Origin of the sequence: Mycobacterium sp. 1423905.2, from assembly GCF_001673155.1 — a bacterium.
Classification (GTDB): domain Bacteria; phylum Actinomycetota; class Actinomycetes; order Mycobacteriales; family Mycobacteriaceae; genus Mycobacterium.
Genome location: NZ_LZLE01000064.1, coordinates 1 through 21705, shown reverse-complemented (window position 1 = coordinate 21705; position 21705 = coordinate 1). Strand labels below are relative to the sequence as shown.

The following is a 21705-nucleotide window of genomic DNA, read 5'->3' as shown; positions in this document are numbered from 1 at the left end:
GTGACGTCCAGCAGCAGAACGTCTTTCACTTCACCCTTGAGGACGCCGGCCTGCAGCGCGGCGCCGACGGCGACCACCTCGTCCGGGTTCACGCCCTTGTTGGGCTCCTTGCCACCGGTGAGCTCCTTGACCAGGTCGGTCACGGCGGGCATGCGGGTGGAACCACCCACCAGCACCACGTGGTCGATGTCGGCCACCGAGATACCGGCGTCGGCGATCACCGACTGGAACGGCTTGCGGGTGCGGTCCAGCAGGTCTTGGGTGATGCGCTGGAACTCCGCCCGGCTCAGCTGCTCGTCGAGGAACAGCGGGTTCTTGTCGGCGTCGACGGTGATGTAGGGCAGGTTGATCGACGTGGACTGCGAGCTGGACAGCTCGATCTTGGCTTTCTCGGCCGCTTCCCGCAGCCGTTGCATGGCCATCTTGTCCTTGGTCAGGTCGATGCCGCTGGTGCCCTTGAACTTGTCGACCAGCCAGTCGACGACGCGCTGGTCCCAGTCGTCGCCACCGAGGTGGTTGTCACCGCTGGTGGCACGCACCTCGACCACGCCTTCGCCGATTTCCAGCAGGGAGACGTCGAACGTGCCGCCACCCAGGTCGAAGACCAGGATGGTCTGTTCCTTCTCGCCCTTGTCCAGGCCGTAAGCCAGTGCGGCAGCGGTCGGTTCGTTGACGATGCGCAGCACGTTGAGGCCGGCGATCTGGCCGGCGTCCTTGGTCGCCTGACGCTGAGCGTCGTTGAAGTAGGCGGGCACGGTGATCACCGCGTCGGTGATGTCCTCGCCCAGGTACGCTTCGGCGTCCCGCTTCAATTTCTGCAGGATGCGGGCGCTGATCTCGGGCGCGGTGTACTTCTTGCCGTCGATCTCGATGGACCAGTCACTACCCATGTGCCGCTTGACCGAGCGGATGGTCCGGTCGACGTTGGTCACCGCCTGGTTCTTGGCGGGCTGGCCGACCAGCACCTCGCCGTTGCGCGCGAACGCGACGACCGAAGGTGTGGTCCGGGAGCCCTCGGAGTTAGCGACGACGACCGGATCGCCACCTTCTAGAACCGCGACGACTGAGTTAGTGGTCCCGAGGTCGATTCCGACCGCACGAGCCATAGTGAATCCTCCTGATATGTAGAGCTTCTTCTTGCACTATGCTGAGTGAACCCCGCTCAAGACTGCCTCCGGGTGACTGTCCTGTCAAACACGAGGTTGAGCCTGGTTCACTCAACTTGCTGTTTATCCTAACGGGCGCCGCGCGGATCTTGTTCCCGGGCCGGCGGTGACTATGAAATTCCCAAGAAAGCGTCGACCCGGCGGGCGCCGACCCGTCGGTGTCACCGAAAATTTCGGCGTGGGGATTGCAGCACCGGGGTTGGTTCGAGTGCGCAGCGGCGGCCTGTCTCGCGAGGGCCGCATGCTGGCGTATAGCGCTTCGTTGGCGCTGTCCGCCGGTTGGGTCAACTCGATGGCGCTGCTTATCCTGGCTGTTCCGGTCGGCAACCTGACCGGCGTCACCACTCAGATCGGCATGGACACCGCTCACCCTTGGCGGTACGAAAGCCACGTCTTGGTCGCCATCTTGGCCGGCTTTCTCGTAGGCGCCGCCATCGCCGGGGTGCTGCTGGCCTCCCCTCGAGCCTCGATCGGTATGCGCCATGCCGCCGTCTTGGTCATCGAGGCGGCGCTGCTACTGCTGGCCGCCGCCGGAGTGGAAGAGTCCGACGTCAAGGCGCTGATCCTGGGGACCGGCATCGAGGAAACCGCGGTCCAGGCGTTGTTGGCGGCGTCGGCGCTGGGTCTGCAGAACGGCCTGACGTCGAGCTTTCCCGGCATGCCGGTGCGCACCACCCACTTCACCGGCACCGTCACCGATCTGGGGTTGATGTTGGGCAAGAGCCGGCGGCACGGCATCGACAAGTGGAAGGCCGCGATTCTCACCGCGACGCTGTTGCTCTTCCTGACCGGCGCGGTCGCCGGCCTGGCAGTCGGTGCGCGGTTCGGCGGCTACGGCCTGGTCATTCCCGCTTCGATTTGCTTGACCTTGGCCGTCATCAGCGTGGTCCGCAGCCGCAGCCGGCGCAGTCAACCAGACCCGAACGAATAACAGAGCAACCGCTCTGTTACTGTGCGGGTCATGCCCCGCCCTCGTGTTCACGAACTGGACCGAGTCCTCGACGCCGCCGAGTCGCTCGCCGTCGCCTCCGGCGCGGCGGCGGTGACGATCCGGGCGGTCAGCGCGACCGTGGGCGTGTCCAACGGCGCGCTCTATCACAGCTTCGGGTCGCGGGCGGGACTGCTGGCCGCGGCCTGGCTTCGGGCCGGACGCCGATTCCTCGATGCTCAGACGGCTTTGGTGGATCGGGCCCTGGCGACGCGCGGCGCGCAGGCTGGGGCACAGGCGGTGGCGGCCGCTGCCGACGCCCCGGCGGCGTTCGCCGACCTGCACCCGAATTCCTGCCGGCTGCTGCTGACGCTGCCCCGCGAGGAACTGCTTGACCCGGCGCTTCCTGACGAGATCACCGCTCAGGTCACCGATTTGGAAGCCGAGCTGGTCGGCTTGATGATCCGGCTGGCACGGGCAGTGTGGGATCGCAAAGATGCGGCGGCCGTGGACACGATCACGATGTGCATCGTCGATCTGCCGACGGCCATCTTGCTGCGCCGCGACCGCCTGGACAGCGCGACGGCGCGCGCGCAGCTACGCGCGGCCGTGCAGGCCGTTCTTGCTATCGAACCTCCTCCCGCTCGTCAACCCGAAAGGACCGGACCGTGACCATCAGCCTGAGCTACGACGAGAAGATCGCCATCCTCGACCTCGGCGACAGCGAAAACCGCTTCTCCCCTGAGTTTCTGGACGACATCAACGCGCGGCTCGACGACGTCGAAGCCAGCGGCGCCCACGGTCTGGTCACCACGGCGGTGGGCAAGTTCTACACCAATGGGCTGGATCTGGACTGGCTGGTCGCCCACGGTGACCAAACGCAGTGGTATGTCGGCCGCGTGCACGCTCTGCTCGCGCGCATGCTGACACTGCCCATCCCCACCGCCGCGGCGGTCGTCGGCCACGCGTTCGGCGCCGGGGCGATGCTGGCGATCGCCCACGACTTCCGGGTGATGCGTGCCGACCGCGGCTTCTTCTGCTTCCCCGAGGTGGACATCAACATTCCGTTCACCGAAGGCATGGCCGCCCTGATCCAGGCCAAGTTGACCCCGCAAGCGGCCGTGGCTTCGATGACGACCGGCCGGCGCTTCGGCGGCAGCGACGCCGCTGCAGCGGGAATCGTCGATGCGACCGCGGGCGAGGGTGCGGTGACCGCTGCGGCGCTGGACGTGCTGCGTCCGCTCGGCAGCAAGAATCCCGGCACGCTGGGCGCGATCAAACAGACCATGTTCGCCCCGGCGGTTCAGGCGCTCACCGCGCAGTGACCTCATTCGGTGCCGCGGCTTCGATCAGGTCCAGCAGCGCCTGTGCGGCCGCGCTGGGCCGACGGCTCGAGGAAGTGGTGACGTAGAGCCGCCAGCGCAGGTCGCAATCGGAGATTCGCAGCCGGGCCAGGCCCGAGGCGTCGATGCCGTCGAGCATGAACGGTGTCAGGAATCCGATGCCCAGGCCCTTGCGGATGTAGGCCGCGGCCGTGCCGATGTCGGCGACCTCCAAGGCGACGGTGCGTGCGATCCCGGCGGCGCTGAACGCGTCGTCCACCAAGGCCCGGTTGGCATAACCGGGTGGTCCGTCGACGAACGACCTGCCGGCCAGATCGGCTAGCGCCACCTCGGTTCGTCCGGCCAGCGGGTGCCGGGCGGGTACCACCAGCAACAGTGGTGCGGTGGCGACGAGTCGGGCGTGCAGGTCGGACGGAGGCGTGCCGGTGAACGCGATGAATGCGATATCCAGGTCGCCGTCGCGCAGCTCCCGCGCGAGTCCGGCCGAGCCGGCCATGGTCGAGCGCAAATGCACCTGCACCGCGGGATGGCGCTCGTACAGTTCGGCCAGCAACGCCGGCAGGTCGATGACGTCGATCGACGTCAAGGTACCCACGGTGACGGTGCCCCGCACCGCGCCGCGAGTGGCGTGCACGGCGTCCTTGGCAGCGCGCACCGCGTCGAGAGTGGCGCGGGCGTGCGGGCGCAGCTCGTGTCCCGCCGGGGTCAACGCCACTCCGGCCGGACCGCGAGCAAACAGCTCGACGCCCAGGTCCCGTTCCAGGGCCCGAATCGTCGCCGAGACGCCGGATTGCACCACGTGCAGCTTCTTTGCCGCCCCGGTGAAACTGCGTTCGTCGGCAACAGCAAGGAAGTATTCGAGGTGCCGCAAATCCACTCGCGCATTATCACCGATAATGCTGGCGTTGATCACGAGCTTTCATTAGGCGTGATGAGCCTTCGCCGCGTACGGTCGGGGCGTTACGCCCTCATAGCCGGAGTCGTCCAGATGCGCACCATCGCCCTCGAAGAGCACTACGCCACCACGCGCTTCCTCAACGGACCAGGCGGGTGGCTGCAGAACCGCCCGGGCATCGCCGAACCGCTGTGCGATCTCGGCGAGGCCCGCATCGCAGCGATGGACGACGCCGGCATCGACGTCTCCGTACTTTCGCTGGCCGCGCCGGCCGTCGAACAGATGGACGGGCCGGCGGCTTGCCTGCTCGCCCGCGACTGCAACGACGAACTCGCCGACGCGATCAGCCGCTACCCCGACCGGCTGGCCGGCTTCGCCGCCCTGCCCATCAGCGCACCGGAGGCGGCCGCCGAGGAACTGGAACGCACGGTGCGCCAGCACGGGTTCGTAGGGGCGGTCATCAACGGCCATTGCCAGGGCGTCTACCTCGACGACCCCACTTTCGAGCCGATCCTGGACCGCGCCGCCGCCCTCAACGTGCCGATCTACCTGCACCCGACCATCCCGCCGCCGGCCGTGATCGAGTCCTGCTACGCCGGCTTCTCCGACCGGGTCACGTTCACGCTGGCCACCGTCGGCTGGGGCTGGCACATCAACACCGGCACTCACGTGCTGCGCCTCATCCTCGGCGGGGTGTTCGACCGACACCCGTCGCTGCAATTCGTCATCGGGCACATGAGCGAGGCGATCTCGTTCATGCTGCCGCGCTTCGACGACACGCTGCGGCCCGACCTGACCGGGCTCAAGCACCCCGTCAGCACTTACCTGCGGCAAAACCTGAACTACACGTTCGCCAACTTCAACGACGAAGCGACCTACGCCAACCTGGTGGCGCAGGTCGGCATCGCGCGCGTGATGTTTTCCGCCGACTATCCGTTCGGGGACATGTGCGCCGCGCGAGACTTCTTCGACAATCTGCCGCTGAGCCAAGACGACCGCACCAGCATCAGCTACCGAAATGCCGAACGACTGCTCAAGCTCTGAGTGGAATGTTCCCAGGGTGTTAACCGGTAACGCTGGCAGCGGAGCGTGGGATAACGTGATCCCGATGGCACCGTCGGCAAGCGCGCTGACCCGCGAAGACACGGGCTACCACAAATCGCTGAAGAACCGGCAATTGCAGATGATCGCCCTGGGCGGCGCCATCGGAACCGGTCTGTTCCTCGGCGCCGGCGGTCGGCTCGCCTCGGCCGGACCCGGGTTGTTCATCGTCTACGGGATCTGCGGCATCTTCGTCTTCCTGATCCTGCGCGCGCTCGGCGAACTGGTGTTGCACCGCCCGTCGTCGGGGTCGTTCGTGTCCTACGCGCGCGAATTCTTCGGGGAGAAGGTGGCCTTTGCGGCCGGCTGGATGTACTTCGTCAACTGGGCGATGACCGGCATCGTGGACACCACCGCGATCGCGCATTACTGCCATTACTGGAAGGCGTTCCAGGTCGTCCCGCAATGGGCGCTGGCGCTGGTCGCGCTGGTGGTGGTGCTGTCCATGAACCTGATCTCGGTCAAGCTGTTCGGTGAGCTGGAATTCTGGGCCGCGTTGGTCAAGGTCTTGGCGCTGGTGACCTTCTTGGTCGTGGGCACCGTGTTTCTCGCCGGGCGGGTCAAGGTCGACGGTCAGCAGACCGGAGTGTCGTTGTGGTCGAATCACGGCGGGCTGTTGCCGACCGGCATGCTGCCGCTGATCCTGGTCACCTCCGGCGTTGTCTTCGCCTATGCCGCCATCGAATTGGTGGGCATCGCCGCCGGGGAAACCGCCGATCCGGAGCGGATCATGCCGCGAGCCATCAACTCTGTGGTGTTCCGCATCGCGGTCTTCTACATCGGGTCGACGGTGCTGCTGGCGCTGCTGCTCCCCTACACCGCCTACCAGGACCACGTCAGCCCGTTCGTCACCTTCTTCTCCAAGATCGGGTTCGCCGGCGGCGGTAGCCTGATGAACCTCGTCGTGCTCACCGCGGCACTGTCCAGCCTGAACGCCGGCCTGTACTCCACCGGGCGGATCATGCGTTCGATGGCGATCAACGGCAGCGGCCCTCAGTTCACCGCGGCGATGTCCAAGAACGGGGTGCCCTACGGCGGCATCCTGCTGACCGCCGCGATCGGATTGCTGGGCATTGTGCTCAATGCCGTCAAACCCAGCCAGGCCTTCGAGATCGTCCTGCACATCGCCGCCACCGGGGTAATCGTCGCCTGGGCCACCATCGTGGCTTGCCAAATCCGGTTTCACCGGTTGACCAAGACCGGTGAGCTGGAGCGGCCCCGCTTCCGGATGCCGCTGTCGCCCTACACCGGCTACCTGACGCTGGTTTTCCTGCTGGCGGTGCTGCTGCTGATGTTCTTCGACGAGCTGTACGGCCGCTGGATGCTGGCCGCGCTGGCCATCGCGGTTCCCAGCCTGGTCGGCGGATGGTTCCTGATCCGCGATCGGGTGCGCGCCACCAGTGAGTCCGACGAGCCGACGCCGGAGCTCTGAGGGCTTCAGGCGCGCTCGTCGAAGTCTTCGTCGATGTCCAAGCCGACGGCCAGGTCGCTGCAGTCGACCACTTCGACGTCGCCCCTGCTGCGCAGATAGGCTCCGGCACCTTCGTCGCCGGACAGCTGCGCCAGGACGTCCGGCCAGTGCCGACGAGCGATGACCACGGGGTGTCCCGGCCGGTCGCCGAAGGAAGCGCGGGCCAGCCCACTGCTCGACGCCAAAGCGCGTTCGAGCACCCGGGCCACCACGGCGGGCCCAACGTCGGGCGTGTCCACGACGTGCAGCACCGCATAATCCGCGCCCAGCCGATCGGCCTCGGTCAGGCCGGCCCGCACCGAGGCGCTGAGGCCCTGCGCCCAGTCGGACGCGGTGACCGCGGTGACTCCGGCCGGAACCGGCACCTGGGCGGCCCCCAACACCAGCACCACCTCGGCGCAGCCCGCATCCTGCAGCGCGTCAACAGCTGTGTCCAGCCATCCCTCGACCAGCACTTTGGGCTTTCCGTACCGTCGACCGGCGCCCGCAGCAAGCAAGACTCCGACGGCTATCGACTGCGATAACGCCACTCTCCTATGATGACATTCAGCTTCTCATTAGGTGACAACCGGATGGAGCGTCATGACGCAGGACGTACACGAGGCCCCGGCGCCCCGCTATGCCGGCACCCGGGTGCAACGGGTCGAAGACGGCCGGCTGCTGACCGGCCGCGGCGGCTTCGTCGACGACATCTCCCGGCCGGGCATGCTGCACGCCTGCTTCGTGCGCAGCCCGTTCGCCCGCGCCCGGATCAACGGCATCGACGCCTCGGCGGCACTGGAGTTGCCCGGAGTGCATGCGGTGTTCACCGCCGCGGACCTCAATCCCGACGTCAAGGAAGCCTGGCATGCCGTGGCGGGCAAGGACATGCCCGACACACCGCGCCCGCCACTGGCCGAAGGCGAGGCCAAGTTCGTCGGGGACCCGGTGGCGTTGGTGGTGGCCGAGAACCGTTACCTCGCCGAGGACGCGCTGGAACTGATCGACGTCGACTACGACCCGCTGCCGGCCGTCACCGACTTCACCCAGGCCCAGGAATCCGAGGTCCTGGTGCACGACACCTATCCCAACAACGTCGCAGGTGGGATGGCCGGCGCACCGCCGGACGAAGAGATCTTCGACACCTCACCATGTGTGGTGAAAGAGACTGTCTATCAACAGATCTACGCCCCGGTCCCGATCGAGACGCGCGGTCTGGTGGTCGAATGGTCAGCCGCGACCGGGGAGCTCACGTTGTGGGCGTCCACGCAGACACCGCACGAACTGCGCGCATTCTGCGCCCGGTTGTTGGGCATTGCGGCACAACGGGTTCGGGTCATCATGCGCGACACCGGCGGCGGCTTTGGGCAGAAAGTGGTCCCGATGCGCGAAGACATGTGCATCATGCTGGCCGCCCGCAAGGTGCCGGCCGCGCTGAAGTGGATTGAAGACCGGCGCGAGAACCTGATGTCGGCCGGTCAGGCCCGACACGTGAACGGCACCGGCCGCATGGCCTTTGACGAGGACGGACTGCTGCGGGCGGTCGACATCGACTATGCCCAGGACATCGGCGCCTACCCGACGCCCTACCCGGTACTGACCACCGCTGCCATCGGCATGTTCTTCCCCGGCCCGTATCGGGTGCCCAAAGCCAGCTTCAACTACAAAACCGTCTTCTCCAACACCAGTGGCCTGGCGGCTTATCGCGGCCCCTGGCAATACGAAACGCTGGCCCGCGAGGTGCTGTTCGACATCGCCGCACGCAAGATGAACCTCGATCCGGTCGAATTGCGGCGGCGCAACTTGCTGCGCCGAGACGAGATGCCCTACTTCAACCCCAACGGCATGCCCTACGACCACGTCGCGCCGATGGACACCTTCGAGCAAGCGGTCAAAATCCTTGACCACGAAGGGTTCCGCAAAGAGCAACGAGAGGCGCTAGCCCAGGGTCGTTACCTGGGCCTGGGCTTCTCGGCCTACATCGAACCGACGGGCGCGGCGACCGGACACCTGGCCACTGAAGGCGCCACCATCCGGATGGAACCGACCGGCAAGATCAACGTCTACGTCAACGGCGGCTCCAGCGGAAACAGCCTGGAAACCACCGTCGTTCAGCTGACCGCCGACGCGCTGGGCGCCGACATCGACGACGTGGCCACCATCCAAGGCGACACCGCGGTCACCCCATACGGGGCCGGAACCCAGGGCAGCCGTAGCGGACCGATGACCGCCGGCGCGGTCAACGAGGCGGGCAGCGTGCTGCGGCAGCGGATAGTGGCCATGGCCGCACACCGGCTCAAAGTGCCCGAGTCCGACGTCGAGCTCGCCCAGTCGACGGCGGCGGTGCGCGGGGACTCGTCGCGCAGGGTCACCTTCGGCGAACTGGCATACACGGCTTACTACGAACCACAACAGTTGCCGCCGGACGTCTCGCCCGTTCTGGAGGCCACCGCGCGCTATGTCGCCACCGCACCGATCCTGTGGGCCAACGCAACTCACGCCTGCACCTGCGAAGTCGACCCACAGACCGGAAAGGTGACGCTGCTGCGCTACATCGTCAGCGAGGACGTCGGGCCGATGATCAACCCGGCGATTGTGGAAGGCCAGATCGCCGGCGGCACGGTGCAGGGCATCGGTGGCGCGCTGATGGAGGACATGGTCTACGACGACGACGGAAACCCCTTGGCCACAACGTTTGTCGACTACCTGCTGCCGACGGCCACCGAGGTGCCCTGGATCGAGTACGGCCACGTCGAGATACCCGGTCCAGGACCGGGCGGCTACAAAGGCGTCGGAGAGGGCGGCGCGATCGGCTCGGTGCCCGCGGTGATCAACGCGATCAACGATGCGTTGGCGCCGTTGGGTGTCACCGTCACCCGCCTGCCGGCGAGCCCCGCGTCGATCGCCGCCTTGCTGTCCGAGGCGCAACGATGAAGCCGGCGACATTCGACTACCACCGCCCCGATACGGTCGAGGACGCCGTAGGCCTGCTCGCGGAATTCGGCGACGAGGCCAAGTTGTTGGCCGGAGGTCAGAGCCTGGTACCGATGCTGTCCATGCGACTGGCCTTCTTCGACCATCTGATCGACATCTCGCGGCTGGCTGAGCTGCGCGGCATCGAGCAGCGCGGCGGCCAGTTGTGGATCGGCGCCGGAACCACCGAGGCCACCGTCGGCGCCGATCACCGGGTGCGGCAAACGGTTCCGCTCCTCACCCGGGTGACCCCATTCATCGGACACTTCCAGATCCGCAACCGGGGCACGCTGGGCGGGTCGATCGCCCACGCCGACGCGGCCGGTGAATACCCGACGGTGGCGCTGACACTGGACGCGACCATGGAGGTGTTGTCACCACGCGGCCGGCGCGAGATCGCCGCATCCGACTTCTTCGCCGGCCTGTGGGAAACCACCATGGACTCCGATGAGGTGCTCACCGGCGTGCGATTCCCCCAGTGGGCCGGACCATCCGGTTTCGCGGTTCAGGAATTCGCCCGGCGGCACGGCGATTACGCGATTGCCGGCTCGATGGTCGCCGTTGCGCTCGACGACCAAGACCGAGTCTCCCGGTGCGCGATTGGCCTGTTGGGACTGGGAGCGACACCGAAGCGGGCAACGCTCGCCGAGCAGGCCGTCGTCGGCAAGCACGTCAGCGACGTGTCCGCCGACGAGGTCGGTGAGTCCGCCGTGACCGGGCTCGATGACATCCCGACGAACCTGCAGGGCTCGGCGTCCTATCGGGCCCGGGTCGGAGCCACTATGACGGCACGGGCTTGGAGCGAAGCCGTCAACGAAGCAATGGTGGGGGCAGCCAATGCATGAGGAGCCAATCCGGTTGACAATCAATGGGAACCCGGCTTCGGCCAGGGTCGAACCCCGGATGACGTTGGCCGACTTCCTCCGCGAAAAGTGCGGGCTCACCGGCACGCATCTGGGCTGCGAGCACGGGGCCTGCGGCGCCTGCACGGTCCTCCTCGACGGTGCCGCCGTGCGGTCGTGTCTGTTGTTCGCGGTGCAGGCCGACGGGCTGGAAGTGACCACGGTCGAAGGCATCGCCTCACCCGACGGCGAACTGTCCCCGGTGCAGGCCGCGCTGCGCGAATGCCATGGCTTGCAGTGCGGCTTCTGCACGCCGGGGTTCGTCATGTCGCTCACGGCGTTGCTGCGGGACATCCCCAACCCCACCGACGAGCAGATCCGAGAAGGCCTGTCCGGCAACTTCTGTCGGTGCACGGGATACCAAGGCATTGTCGCCGCGGCTCATCGCGCCGCGGAGTCGATGGCGGGTCAGGTCGAGTCGCCGGCGTCGCGATAACGCTTTGTCATCGGCGCGGTCCCAAAACCGCGTCGCCCCAGTAACTTGCGCGTTCCACTGCGTAATCTGACTGCTTGGTATTCGGATTTCCCCGGGGGAGTTGCGCGTGCGGTTATCGCTGAGAGCACGGCATGGCGTGGCGGCCCTGTTGGCCGCCACGTCACTTCTGGCCGGATGCAGCAGCATCATCAACGGCAGACCGATCGCCGCGCCGGGCGCCGGACCCACCGAACCGTCATACCCCACGCCCCGACCGAGCACCATTCCGCCGACAACGTCGACGACCATCCCGGCGCCCTCCTCCGCACCCTCCCCGACTCCTACCGCACCCGCGGGCGCCGTCCCGCTCAAGCCGGACGAGAGCGGTTGGGTGTTCATCGAGACCAAGTCCGGCCTGACGCGCTGCCAGATCAACAAGGACAGCGTCGGCTGTGAGGCGCCGTTCACCCACTCGCCCATGCAGGACGGCGAACACGCCAACGGTGTCCACATCACCTCGACCGGCAACGTCCAATGGATCCTGGGCAATCTCGGCGCCATTCCCACCGTCACCATCGACTACCAGACCTACGACGCCCAGGGCTGGACCATCGTCGCCACCAAGGACGGCACCCGATTCCAGAACAACGCCACCGGCCACGGCATGTTCGTCAGCATCGAGAAGGTCACCACCTTCTGAACTCTGCGCTATACCGTGAAAACGGCGAGCGTGCACGGCGCTGGCGGTCACGCGGACTGGGGGCGCACGGCATGGCTTCATCTGAGCAGGTTGCTGCGCCCACAGAGCTGACGCGGGCGGTGGTCGTCGTCGCGCTGGTGCCGGCCATCTCGGGCGCCCTCTACGGCTACGACACCGGAATCATCTCCGGCGCCCTGCTGCAGATGACCAAAGACTTCGGTATCGCCGAGAGCTGGAAGCAGGTGATCGCGGCCAGCATTCTGGTGGGCGCGGTCATAGGAGCGCTGGTTTCCAGCCACCTCACGCACCAGCGCGGCCGCAAACCCACCCTGGTGCTATTGGCCGCCATCTTCGTGGTCGGCGCGCTCTGGTGTGCGCTGTCGCCCAACCCCGTCCTGCTGTCGCTGGGGCGACTGGTCCTGGGCTTCGCGGTCGGTGGAACGCTGACCGCCCCGACCTATGTCGCCGAACTCGCGCCGAAGCACTACCGCGGCCGCCTGGTGCTGTGTTTCCAGGTCGCCATCGGGGTGGGCATCCTGGTCGCGACCATCATCGGCGCGTCCGAGTTCATTCCATGGCGGTGGTCCATCGGCATCGCCGCCGTCCCCGCCGCAATCATGCTGGCGCTCCTGCTGCGGCTGCCGGAAAGCCCCAGGTGGCTGGTCCTGCGCGGCGATCTGGACCAGGCTCGCCTGGTGCTGCAGCGGGTGCGCCCGCCCGGGTACGACGTGGGGGCCGAACTGCACGAGATGGTGCAGTCGGCCCACGCGGAGAAGCTGGCGAGCACTTCCGGGTGGTCGGGCCTGCGGGAGAAATGGGTGCGCCCGGCAGTGATACTCGGCTGCGGCTACGCCATGTTCACCCAACTCAGCGGCATCGAGATGATCGTCTACTACTCGCCGACCATCCTGACCGACAACGGATTCCCCACCTCCGTCGCGCTGGACGTCTCCGTCGGCCTGGGCCTCAGCTACCTGCTCGCCCAGCTCGTCGGACTCAGCATCATCGACAAGGTGGGACGACGCCGGCTCATCCTGTTCATGGTCCCGGGCGCGGCGGTGAGCCTGTTCGTGCTGGGGCTGCTATTCGTCACCGGCAACAGCGGCCGGGACTCGGTGCCGTTCATCGTCGCCTGCCTCATCGTGTTCATGCTCTTCAACGCCGGCGGCTTACAGCTGGCCGGATGGGTGACCGGCTCCGAGATCCTCCCCCTAGCGGTCCGCCCGGCGGGCACGGCCGCGCAAACGGCGGTGATGTGGGCGACCAACGTGGTCATCACGTCGACACTGCTGACCACCATCGGCGCCATCGGGGTAGGGCCGACGATGTGGATGTATGCCTTGTTCAACGTCGGCGCCTGGCTGTTCGTGTTCTTCCGATTGCCCGACCTCACCGGCAGGAGCCTGGAGGAGATCGAAGGCAAGCTGGCCGCCGGGAAGTTCCGGCCGGTCGACTTTGCTAACGATCGGCAACCGTGACCGCGCCGACATAGGGCGTCAGTACCATCGGTGCCGTGGAACGCTACGGCCCACCGGATGACTTCCATGAGCAGCACACCCAGTACGGGCCCATGGGCATGGGCGGAAACCGGCCGCCGGGACCGCCGCCCCAAGGACCTCCGCCGGGGCCGCCGCCGCAGGGGCCGCCGCCGCAGGGGCCGCCGCCGCAGGGGCCGCCGCCGCAGAGCCCGTGGGCCCCAGGCCCGCAAGGGCCGCCACCACCGTCCCAGCAGTTCACCGTGGAGTCGACGCCGCGATCCCAACAGGAGACGGTGGAGGGGCCGCCACCGGTGGACCAGGGTCAGATCGACCCGCTCGAACCGGACACCGACGCCCGTCCCTGGTACCGCAAACCCGCGGCCCTCATCGGCTGGGCGCTGCTGGTCTTGATCCTGCTGGCGCTCATCGTCTACGGCATCCTGCAGTTGCTCGGTAATGACCAGGGCTCCACTCCCACTCCGAGCACCACGTCGCGGACGACGGCCACCACGACTACCACCACCGAGCCGCCCGCGACCACCACGACCGAGACGACGTCGGAAACCCCCACCGAGGCACCGCCCAGCACCTCGGCCGCGCCTCCGGCCCCGCCGGCCACCTCGCCCCGGGGTCAGCCACCCCGGCAGCAGCCCCCGTCGTCGCCGCCCTCGCACCACCACCTGCCGCCACTGCCTTCGGTGATCACCATTCCCGGTGTGCCGTCGCCGATTACGTTGCCGCCAAACCTTCCTTAACAGCAGGTCACCGATCGGCAACGACGTGTGTGGCGGGCCGTGCCTGACTCACCGCAGCGGCTAGCATCAGCGCCCGTGGCAAGGTACGACGCGCCGGACCCTGGCGCCAACGAGCCCGTCTACGGCCAGTACGAACAAGGACCCGAACCGACCCCAGGATGGCGCAAACCGCTCGCCTTGGTCGGCTGGGGCGTGCTGATTGCCATCTTGATCGGGATCATCATCTACGGGATCATCCTGCTCTCCCAAGGCCCCGCTCCGACACCACCCGCAACCACCACAGCGACCACGACGGCGACAACCACGGCTCCCACCACGACGTCGGTGACCACCACGCCGTCGACGACCACCACAACGACAACGACCACAACAACGACGACGACCGCGACCACGGCGCCGACCACCACGAACTCGCGCGGCGAGGGTGCGCTGCCCAGGCTTCCCTCGCAAATCACGCTGCCGCTGATCCCTACCGTCATCAATCTGCCGCCCGGCCTGTGAGCCGAGGACGACCAAGGGTCTGCCTACTTCGGGCCGCTATGGTGGGGAACGGCCGACCGCCAGCAGCAACGACGGATACAGGGGTGTGGGTATGAGCGAGTCGCTCGGGTTGTCGATCGGGGTGGCGAACCTGGTCGCGGCTCGATCTGGCGCAAACCCGGTGACCCGCTCGTCGGTCCTGACCTTGTTCGGCCACCGGGCACCCGAAGTGGGCCTACCCGAAGAAAACCCAAACCTGACCGAACCCGGGCTCGTCCTTCGCGGATTCGTCGAACGCGTCGGCGACCAAGCACCGCTCGTTGCTGCCGACGGAACCAAGTACCTCGGTGCGGCGCTGACGGTGGAAGCCCTCGACGCGATGGCCCGCACTGTCGGCTACGGCGCGCCCGTCACGATCGCCGTGCCCGCCTATTGGTCAGACGCGCAAACGGCCGCGCTGCGCGACGCGCTGCCCGCCCGGCCCGCCCTGTCGCCCAACGGTGTCGCACCGGAATTGATCTCCGACGCTCAGGCCGCGTTCAACACGCTGGCCGCCCGACCTGGTTTCCCGACCTCGGGCGTGGTCGCCCTGTGTGACTTCGGCGCCAGCGGGACCAGCATCACCTTGGCCAACGCCGGCCCGACCTTCCGGCAACTCGGCCCGACCGTTCGCTACCGCGAGTTCTCCGGCGACGAGATCGACCAGCTGATCCTCGACCACCACTTGGTCACCGCACCGGGCGCCGACACCACCGCCGCCGCCGGGGCGGAAACCGGCATGGCACCGGTCACGCGCCTGCTGGCTGACTGCCGGCGGGCCAAAGAGCAACTCTCGGTGGCCACGGTGGCGAGCCTCCCGGCGGCTGGAGGTACGTCCGGCATGGCGGGTTCCCGCTTGTCCCGCGCCGAGTTCGAGCAACTCATCTCCGGGCCCCTGGACCGATTCGCCGCCGCCGTCGCAGATGTGCTGCAGCGCAACGGCATCGCACCGGCCAGTCTGGCCGCGATCGCCACCGTCGGCGGTGGAGCGAGTATCCCCCTGGTCACCACCCGGCTGTCCGAGCGACTGCAGGCGCCCGTGTACACCACACCGCAGCCGCTGTTCAGTGCCGCTGCCGGAGCGACGGCCCTGGCGCTCGACGCCTTGTCGGCGGGCCTGGCTACCGGCGTCGGCCCGGCCGTCGACGTCCCAACCTCATTTGTCGGGACCGCCGGACCGGCGACCGAAGCGGCGCCCACCGCGTTCGTCAACGACGCCACCACGGCCGCCGTCGCGCCCGGGGCCGATGGCCCCGGCACCGGCAACTTCGGCGCCTTGGCGTGGTCGGAAGATCCCGGCACCGGCGCCGAACCGGTGCCCTACACCGGACCTGCGGACTATGCGCCGGTGGCATCGGCCAACGACTACCCGCCGGCGCCCCCGCCTGCTGACGATGACCGCTACCCCGCCGAGCCCGGACCGCTGCCCTGGTACAAGCGCTGGGCCCTGGTGTTGGGTGTCGCCGGTGCGGGCGTGGCCATCCTGGTCGCCATCATTTTGGCGCTCACCCTGCGCCCGGAGAGCAACAAGCCGGTCAACACCACGTCCCCGCAACCCCCACCTGAGCCCATCACCACAACGGTGGTCGGCCCGAACAACAGCCCCACCGTCACGGTGGTGACACCGCCACCGCCCCCACCGACCACCGAAGCGCCGCCGGCGACCACCACGACCACCGAACCGCCGCCCACGACCACGCCGAGCACGACCACCACCACGCCTGCGCCGACCACCACGACGACGCAGCCGACGACGACCGCGCCGCCGACGACCTCGCAGGCCACTACCACGGCAGCGCCGACCACCACGCGGGAACGTCCCCCCTTCTTCCCGCCGCGGCGTCCCTGACCTAGCGGCGCGCGGCGAACTCCGCGACCATCGCCTCGGCGCTGCGCACCGCGGCGCGGCAGGCCCGAGCGGTGAAGGGGTCGTTGAGCGGATGTTCCGCGCGGCGGCGCCAGCGTTGGGCGGCGGCGAATGCGGCGCGCGGGCCTTCGCTGGCGTCCGCGGCGCTCAGGCCCAGCCGGGCGGCCGGCTGGGTGCCCGAACCGCCGAGGATGCGCCGCAGCGAAGCCATCTCGTCCTCGTTCAAGGTCGTTTGCCGCGACGCCAATACGCTCAGCAGCCGCAGTTCCTCAAACGCGTGGGTGTCGTTGAGCAGCGGGTCGATGTCGGCGATCACGTAGGGCGTCGCCAGCACCGGATGCGACTCGACGAACCTGCGTAACGACAGCAGGGCGGTATGCGCCTTGAGCATGTCGGCGCGCTGCGCGAACTGCTGATCGATGACGTCGCGCAAAGCCACCAGCCCGCTGCGTTCCAGCAATTCGGCGGCCAGTCCCGCCGAGTCGTTGACGCCGGCGGCCAACACCGCCAGCGAGATCCGAATCCCGAACATGCCGAAGCGCTCGAGCAACTGCGCGCGGGTCCCGGCGTCCACCGGCAACGGACTGTCCGGCCGGACGAACCGGTCCACGCTGAGCAAGGCCTTGTTCAACTCTGTGGTGTCGGCGCGGGCAAGCTGCTGCAACGCGTAGAACTCACTTTGGCGCAAGGTGCGGGCGGTCAGGGCGAGCAACCCAGACACCGGTACCACCGCCTGGCAGATGCCGGTCTGGTTCATCTCGGCGGTGAACCGCTTGGCGACGTCCTGGGCCGACATCATCGCGTCAATGCGGCCGGCGCCGATCTCGTCGGCCCGCGAGGCGACGCCGACGATGCCCAGCGCGCCCGCCGAACCTCCCACCAGTCCACCGATTTGCTTGAGCAGGGCGACGTCGGCGGCATTGAGGGTGCGCAGCAGGAAGACCACCGCGTCCACCCGCGGCACGCCATCGTCGGGAACCAGCAGTTGCAAGGTGCGCGCGGAGGCGTCGCGCGTCAGCGACGAGGTGCCCGGGGTGTCGATGATGGTGGTCTGCGCCAATTCTTCGGCGGGCCACTCGACGTCGAGGTCGACCACCTCGGCGGGATTGAGCCGGGCCATGTCGAAGCTGAGCCCGTCGCGGTGAATGATCGGCACGTTGGTGCGCCGCCCGCCGCGGTGGTTGGCGGTGACCTTGGGCGCCGGTCCGTGCCGAAACCACGTCACGATGCGAGTGGCCTCGGTCGCGTCGGTGGGCGCGATGTCGTCCCCGACGAGCGCGTTTAGCAGCGTCGACTTCCCCGCCTTGAGAGTGCCGGCGAGCGCGATGCGGATCGGCTCGTTCAGTCGCGCGCCGATGCGATTGAGTTCGTGGAAGACGTCGGCGCGGTGACGATAGGCGGGCTCGCCGCGATAGGCCTGGATGGTCCCGGCCAAGATGGCCCGGACCCGATCGCTTGTGCTCACCCTCGTCCTACGGTCACCGGCGCGCGCAACTTGTCGACGTTGTCGATGACCTGGGTGAGGATGTCCAGTTGCCGTTCCAGCTCGCGCACCCGGTTGTCACGCTCGACGTCTTCCATGTGCGCGGCGGTGATCATGGCTTGCAACGACTCGTTCAGCGACCGGGTGACCTCGTTGGCGATGTCGCGGTAGTGGTCGCGCAGGGTCCGCTGAATCGTCTTGAGGCGGTCGCGCGATTCCTTGCCGACGACGAACGACACTTCGTCGATGAAGCGACGCACGTTCACCTTTGCCTCGCTGCGGGCCCGCAAGAGCCGGTTTTCCTTGTCCTCCTTGTATGCCATCCGGCCCAGTACCAGCCCGGCGCCCACCGAAACCGGGTTGAAGAGACCCAAACCGGCCACCGAGGACAGCATGCCGATCATCACCACGCCGCCGTAGGAGCCCCGCAATCCGGAGACGACCTTCTGCCCCTTACCGATTGGTTTGGACTCCAGCCGGTTCAGCGCCTTGAGCCGGCCGAACTCACCGCCCATCAGGCGGGCGGTCAGCTCGGGTGAAACCACCGAATCCAGACCGGCGTCGAGGAACGATCGGGCTACCTCGTCGGCCAACGCTTCGGCGCGCTGATAGGCCCAGACGAAGTTGTCTCCGACCGCTTTGGCGACAGCGTCCTCGGCATCGGTGCCGATTTCGGCCCAATGCCGAGTTGGGTCACACGAATCTATCTGCTGCTCAAGGTCATCGGTGATGGCGCGAAAGCGCACCCGCAGATCGTGATCCACGTCGGTGCTGAGGTCGGTGAACCCGTCGTTGAGCACCTGTTGCCACAACGCGGTCTGCTGCACGGCGTCCTGCGCTTCGCGTTTGCGTCGTTCCAGGTCGTCACTAAGCCGTTCGCGCATGGTCGGGTCGTTGACGACAGATAGTTCCGAACCCGCCGATACCGCTAATTGTTGTGCCGCGGAACGTATTTCCTCGAGGATGTCGTCGCGGACCCGGTCGGTCTGGCGGGACAGCACTTTGTCGCTGAGGAACTTCACCACTGCCGGATAGTTGGACTCCTCGTTGAGTTCCTTGTCGTTGAGCGTCACTGCGTGACTGCGCAACAGCGATGAGACGGGGATGATCGGCATCGGCACTCGGGCGCGTTGCAAGTGCGCGGCGTTGGTGTTGACGATCTCTCGCCAGCGCGGATACAGATCGGTCTTGGTGGCAACGACGACGCCGACCGGGCAGATCTCGAAAGCCTTTCGGATGAACCACATCTCGGGTTCGGTAAATTCCTGGCTAGTGTCACTGACCATGAGCAGTGCGTCGGCGTCGGGCAGCAAGCCCAGCGTCGACGACAAGTGCGGTTGACCGTGCCCGCCTACGCCCGGGGTGTCGATGAACGCCAATCCGCCTTGCAGCAGTGGGCTGGGCGCACCGATCTCGACACGCAACACTTCCCGACCGCCCGCCTGAGGCGCCCGGCGCAGGTCGGTGTTGATCTCGTCGATGGGAATGTTGACCGCCGCCATCTCACCTTCGGGTCCCGCGGCCACGATCAGCCGGGCCGACGGCTCGGCGCTGTAACTGACGACAGTGGTGACGACGGTCGCCTCGTCGTCACCGACACGCGCGACCGGCAGGTTGAGCAACGAGTTGAGCAACTGGCTCTTGCCCTGCTTGAGCTGACCGGCGATCACGACGCGAATCTGCGGGTCGAGGATGCGGTCGCGCGCCCGAGTCAGGCGCTGGACGAGATCCCCGCGGTCGTGCAACTTGGCGATCGCCACGGTGTGGTCGATCAATTCGACGATCACACCGACGCGACGCGGGTCATCGGGTTGAGTCACCGCGCCGCTCCTCTCGATCGCTTGCATTCCACATCACGGTAAGCGGACGAATCGGCGGGGACCATGCAGGTCCCCGCCGGTTTCGTCGGTCGGGTCCAGTCAGAACCCGTGGTGACCGACCGGGCCGTGCGACGACGGGTCGGTGTGCACCGGCGGTGTGTGCGTCGCAGGCGGCTCGTGCCCGAACACCGACGGGCTCGGCGGCTCGTGATGGACCGGCTGCGGCTCGACCGGTGCGTGCTGCGTCGGAGTGATCGGCGCGTGCTGCGTCGGAGCCGGCGTGTGCTCGGCTGGCGTCTGCGTGTGCGGCGCCGGTGCGTGAATCACCGGCGGGTTGGCTCCGCCGTGGCCCGCCGCGCCGCCCTGGCCGGCAGCGCCGCCGGGCGTCTGGATGACCGGCCCACTGCCCGCGGGAGGCGTCCCGTGCCCGGCGCCGCCCTGGATAACCGGGCCGTGGTTAGCCGGGACGGTCGGCCCGTGATCGCCAGGCGTGACACCGCCTGCGTTGGCGCCGCCGGCATTGACGCCCCCGCCACCGTGGACGCCGCCGCCGGCGTTGACACCGGCGCCCGGGTTCACGCCGCCGCCGCCAAGCGTGGCGCCTTCGTCGCCGATGATTCCGCCGTGTGTGCCCGCTCCGGCCGTACTGCCGGCGGGTCCACCCGTAACGTGACCGCCGCCCGCTCCGGTGGCCGCGACGCCTGCGGGGGCCGTTTGCGCGCCCACACCAGCGCCCGTTCCGGCCGCGGCTGGTTGCGGACTCGCGTGCGTGCCCATCGAGGCGTTCTGACCCGCAAGGACGTCACCGCGCGCGCCTCCCGCACCGATGCCCAGGCCCGCACCTCCGGCAGCACCGGCCTGGCCGCCCACGCCGACACCGCCGAGCGGGCCGGACACGTGAGGAGTGGCAGCGCCATTGAGGGCGGCGCCCTCGCTGACGATCAGACCCGCTTGGCCGCTGGCGCCACTGGCTAGCACCGCGTTGCCGCCCACGTTGGCCAGGCCACCGACGTTTCCGGCTCCGGCCAGTCCGCCACCGGCGGCCAAACTTCCCTGGCTGGCGAAACCTGCCTGGCTCGCGAGGCCTGCCTGGCTGGCGAGACCTGCCTGTCCGGCCAGACCCGCCTGACCTGCCACGCCCGCCTGCGCGCCGAGGCCTGCGGCGCCGTTGAGGCCCGCGCCGGCGCCCAAGCCCGCTTGACCACCGAGGCCTGCGGCTCCGTTGAAGCCGCCGCCGAAGACGCCCCCGGCCTGACCGCCGAGGCCCGCCTGGCCACCTAGACCCGCACCAGCGCCGAATCCGCCACCCAGGCCGGCCTGACCACCGAGCGCGCCGCCGATGCCCGCTTGACCGCCGACACCAGCACCAGCACCGAAGCCACCGCCGAGGCCCGCTTGACCACCGACGGCGCCACCGATACCCGCCTGGCCGCCGATCGCGCCACCGACGCCAGCCTGGCCACCGATACCGGCTTGGCCACCCAGACCCGCACCTGCGCCGAATCCGCCGCCGACACCGGCCTGGCCACCCACGGCACCACCAATGCCTGCCTGTCCGCCGAGACCAGCCCCGGCACCCAAGCCGCCACCAACACCGGCTTGACCGCCAACGGCGCCGCCGATACCGGCTTGGCCACCGATCACCCCGCCGCCACCGACACCAGCACCGGCACCAAAGCCACCGCCCACGCCGGCCTGACCACCGACCGCGCCACCGATACCCGCCTGGCCACCGACGGCGCCACCGATACCGGCTTGGCCACCGATCACCCCGCCGCCACCGAGACCAGCACCGGCACCAAAGCCACCGCCCACGCCGGCCTGACCACCAACGGCACCGCATGATCCGTCTTTCCTGGTCACCGATGGTGAGGTGCACGAGTGGGGCGCTCCTCACGGCGGCTTTCCTC

Annotated in this window: 20 protein-coding genes; 14 read left to right on the top strand and 6 right to left on the bottom strand. The window is 68.0% G+C overall.

What is annotated here, in order from left to right:
• On the bottom strand, window positions 1-1106 hold a 1106-nt coding region (locus A9W95_RS03910; protein ID WP_156745989.1), incomplete at its 3' end, for an Hsp70 family protein.
• Window positions 1107-1344: 238 nt separating this feature from the next.
• Here A9W95_RS03910 and A9W95_RS03905 point away from each other — a divergent pair.
• From A9W95_RS03905 to A9W95_RS03895, 3 genes are read left to right on the top strand one after another with little or no spacing between them, the layout of a single operon-like run.
• Window positions 1345-2097, top strand: a complete 753-nt coding sequence (locus A9W95_RS03905) for a YoaK family protein (protein WP_067409319.1) — start codon at window positions 1345-1347, stop codon at window positions 2095-2097.
• Window positions 2098-2127: 30 nt separating this feature from the next.
• Complete coding sequence (locus tag A9W95_RS03900) at window positions 2128-2766, top strand: TetR/AcrR family transcriptional regulator (protein ID WP_067409318.1); 639 nt, start codon at window positions 2128-2130, stop codon at window positions 2764-2766.
• Window positions 2763-3419: an enoyl-CoA hydratase-related protein gene (locus tag A9W95_RS03895; RefSeq protein ID WP_067409317.1), complete on the top strand. Its 657-nt coding sequence runs from the start codon at window positions 2763-2765 to the stop codon at window positions 3417-3419. The genes A9W95_RS03900 and A9W95_RS03895 overlap by 4 nt, the downstream gene beginning before the upstream one ends.
• Here the strand turns inward: A9W95_RS03895 and A9W95_RS03890 are convergent.
• A complete protein-coding gene (locus A9W95_RS03890; protein ID WP_067409316.1) occupies window positions 3406-4314 on the bottom strand; it encodes a LysR family transcriptional regulator in 909 nt (302 codons plus the stop codon). The two genes, A9W95_RS03895 and A9W95_RS03890, sit on opposite strands and share 14 nt — an antisense overlap.
• A 54-nt stretch (window positions 4315-4368) precedes the next feature.
• Here A9W95_RS03890 and A9W95_RS03885 point away from each other — a divergent pair, with 54 nt between their 5' ends.
• Together A9W95_RS03885 and A9W95_RS03880 are read left to right on the top strand one after the other, a co-directional pair.
• Window positions 4369-5376 carry an amidohydrolase family protein gene (locus tag A9W95_RS03885; RefSeq protein ID WP_253851551.1) on the top strand — a complete coding sequence of 336 codons (1008 nt, stop codon included), beginning with the start codon at window positions 4369-4371 and terminating at the stop codon, window positions 5374-5376.
• Window positions 5377-5440: 64 nt separating this feature from the next.
• A complete protein-coding gene (locus A9W95_RS03880) occupies window positions 5441-6865 on the top strand; it encodes an amino acid permease (protein WP_156745988.1) in 1425 nt (474 codons plus the stop codon).
• A 5-nt stretch (window positions 6866-6870) separates the two neighbouring features.
• Here the strand turns inward: A9W95_RS03880 and A9W95_RS03875 are convergent, their stop codons facing one another.
• Window positions 6871-7434, bottom strand: a complete 564-nt coding sequence (locus A9W95_RS03875) for an NTP transferase domain-containing protein (protein WP_172826551.1) — start codon at window positions 7432-7434, stop codon at window positions 6871-6873.
• Window positions 7435-7486: 52 nt separating this feature from the next.
• Between A9W95_RS03875 and A9W95_RS03870 the strand changes: the two genes are divergently transcribed.
• The 8 genes from A9W95_RS03870 to A9W95_RS03835 all read left to right on the top strand — a co-directional run bounded on the left by A9W95_RS03870 (window position 7487) and on the right by A9W95_RS03835 (window position 16474).
• Window positions 7487-9817, top strand: a complete 2331-nt coding sequence (locus A9W95_RS03870; protein WP_067409313.1) for a xanthine dehydrogenase family protein molybdopterin-binding subunit — start codon at window positions 7487-7489, stop codon at window positions 9815-9817.
• Window positions 9814-10701 carry a xanthine dehydrogenase family protein subunit M gene (locus A9W95_RS03865; RefSeq protein WP_067409312.1) on the top strand — a complete coding sequence of 296 codons (888 nt, stop codon included), beginning with the start codon at window positions 9814-9816 and terminating at the stop codon, window positions 10699-10701. Before A9W95_RS03870 ends, A9W95_RS03865 begins: the two co-directional genes overlap by 4 nt.
• Window positions 10694-11194: a (2Fe-2S)-binding protein gene (locus A9W95_RS03860; protein ID WP_067409311.1), complete on the top strand. Its 501-nt coding sequence runs from the start codon at window positions 10694-10696 to the stop codon at window positions 11192-11194. Before A9W95_RS03865 ends, A9W95_RS03860 begins: the two co-directional genes overlap by 8 nt.
• Before the next feature lie 106 nt (window positions 11195-11300).
• Window positions 11301-11873 (top strand): hypothetical protein, encoded by a 573-nt coding sequence (locus A9W95_RS03855; RefSeq protein ID WP_067409310.1) that lies wholly within the window; start codon window positions 11301-11303, stop codon window positions 11871-11873.
• A gap of 71 nt (window positions 11874-11944) precedes the next feature.
• Entirely contained in the window at window positions 11945-13351 is a 1407-nt protein-coding gene (locus tag A9W95_RS03850) for a sugar porter family MFS transporter (protein ID WP_067409309.1), read from the top strand.
• Window positions 13352-13386: 35 nt separating this feature from the next.
• A complete protein-coding gene (locus A9W95_RS25920; RefSeq protein ID WP_067409308.1) occupies window positions 13387-14106 on the top strand; it encodes a hypothetical protein in 720 nt (239 codons plus the stop codon).
• Between the two features lie 75 nt (window positions 14107-14181).
• Window positions 14182-14607: a hypothetical protein gene (locus tag A9W95_RS28275; RefSeq protein WP_082982873.1), complete on the top strand. Its 426-nt coding sequence runs from the start codon at window positions 14182-14184 to the stop codon at window positions 14605-14607.
• 91 nt (window positions 14608-14698) lie between these two features.
• The gene (locus A9W95_RS03835; RefSeq protein WP_067409306.1) at window positions 14699-16474 is read left to right on the top strand and encodes an Hsp70 family protein; all 1776 of its coding nucleotides are present in this window, start codon (window positions 14699-14701) and stop codon (window positions 16472-16474) included.
• Between the two features lies 1 nt (window position 16475).
• On the opposite strand, the gene iniC is transcribed toward A9W95_RS03835, so the two are convergent.
• The 3 genes from iniC to A9W95_RS28350 form a co-directional block, all read right to left on the bottom strand.
• Complete coding sequence (gene iniC / locus A9W95_RS03830; RefSeq protein WP_067409305.1) at window positions 16476-17957, bottom strand: isoniazid-induced dynamin-like GTPase IniC; 1482 nt, start codon at window positions 17955-17957, stop codon at window positions 16476-16478.
• Window positions 17954-19795 (bottom strand): dynamin-like GTPase family protein, encoded by a 1842-nt coding sequence (locus A9W95_RS03825; protein WP_067409320.1) that lies wholly within the window; start codon window positions 19793-19795, stop codon window positions 17954-17956. Before A9W95_RS03825 ends, iniC begins: the two co-directional genes overlap by 4 nt.
• Window positions 19796-19894: 99 nt before the next feature.
• Window positions 19895-20986 carry a hypothetical protein gene (locus A9W95_RS28350; protein ID WP_067409304.1) on the bottom strand — a complete coding sequence of 364 codons (1092 nt, stop codon included), beginning with the start codon at window positions 20984-20986 and terminating at the stop codon, window positions 19895-19897.
• 156 nt (window positions 20987-21142) lie between these two features.
• Between A9W95_RS28350 and A9W95_RS28345 the strand changes: the two genes are divergently transcribed.
• A complete protein-coding gene (locus A9W95_RS28345) occupies window positions 21143-21640 on the top strand; it encodes a hypothetical protein (protein ID WP_067409303.1) in 498 nt (165 codons plus the stop codon).
• Window positions 21641-21705 lie beyond the last annotated feature (65 nt).

Excerpts from the sequence above, each read along its gene's own strand:
- A9W95_RS03900 (WP_067409318.1), top strand. The coding sequence starts at position 2,128 with ATGCCCCGCCCTCGTGTTCACGAACTGGACCGAGTCCTCGACGCCGCC.
- A9W95_RS03870 (WP_067409313.1), top strand. The coding sequence starts at position 7,487 with ATGACGCAGGACGTACACGAGGCCCCGGCGCCCCGCTATGCCGGCACC.
- A9W95_RS03880 (WP_156745988.1), top strand. The coding sequence starts at position 5,441 with ATGGCACCGTCGGCAAGCGCGCTGACCCGCGAAGACACGGGCTACCAC.
- A9W95_RS03835 (WP_067409306.1), top strand. The coding sequence starts at position 14,699 with ATGAGCGAGTCGCTCGGGTTGTCGATCGGGGTGGCGAACCTGGTCGCG.
- A9W95_RS03885 (WP_253851551.1), top strand. The coding sequence starts at position 4,369 with ATGAGCCTTCGCCGCGTACGGTCGGGGCGTTACGCCCTCATAGCCGGA.
- A9W95_RS03865 (WP_067409312.1), top strand. The coding sequence starts at position 9,814 with ATGAAGCCGGCGACATTCGACTACCACCGCCCCGATACGGTCGAGGAC.
- A9W95_RS03850 (WP_067409309.1), top strand. The coding sequence starts at position 11,945 with ATGGCTTCATCTGAGCAGGTTGCTGCGCCCACAGAGCTGACGCGGGCG.
- A9W95_RS03860 (WP_067409311.1), top strand. The coding sequence starts at position 10,694 with ATGCATGAGGAGCCAATCCGGTTGACAATCAATGGGAACCCGGCTTCG.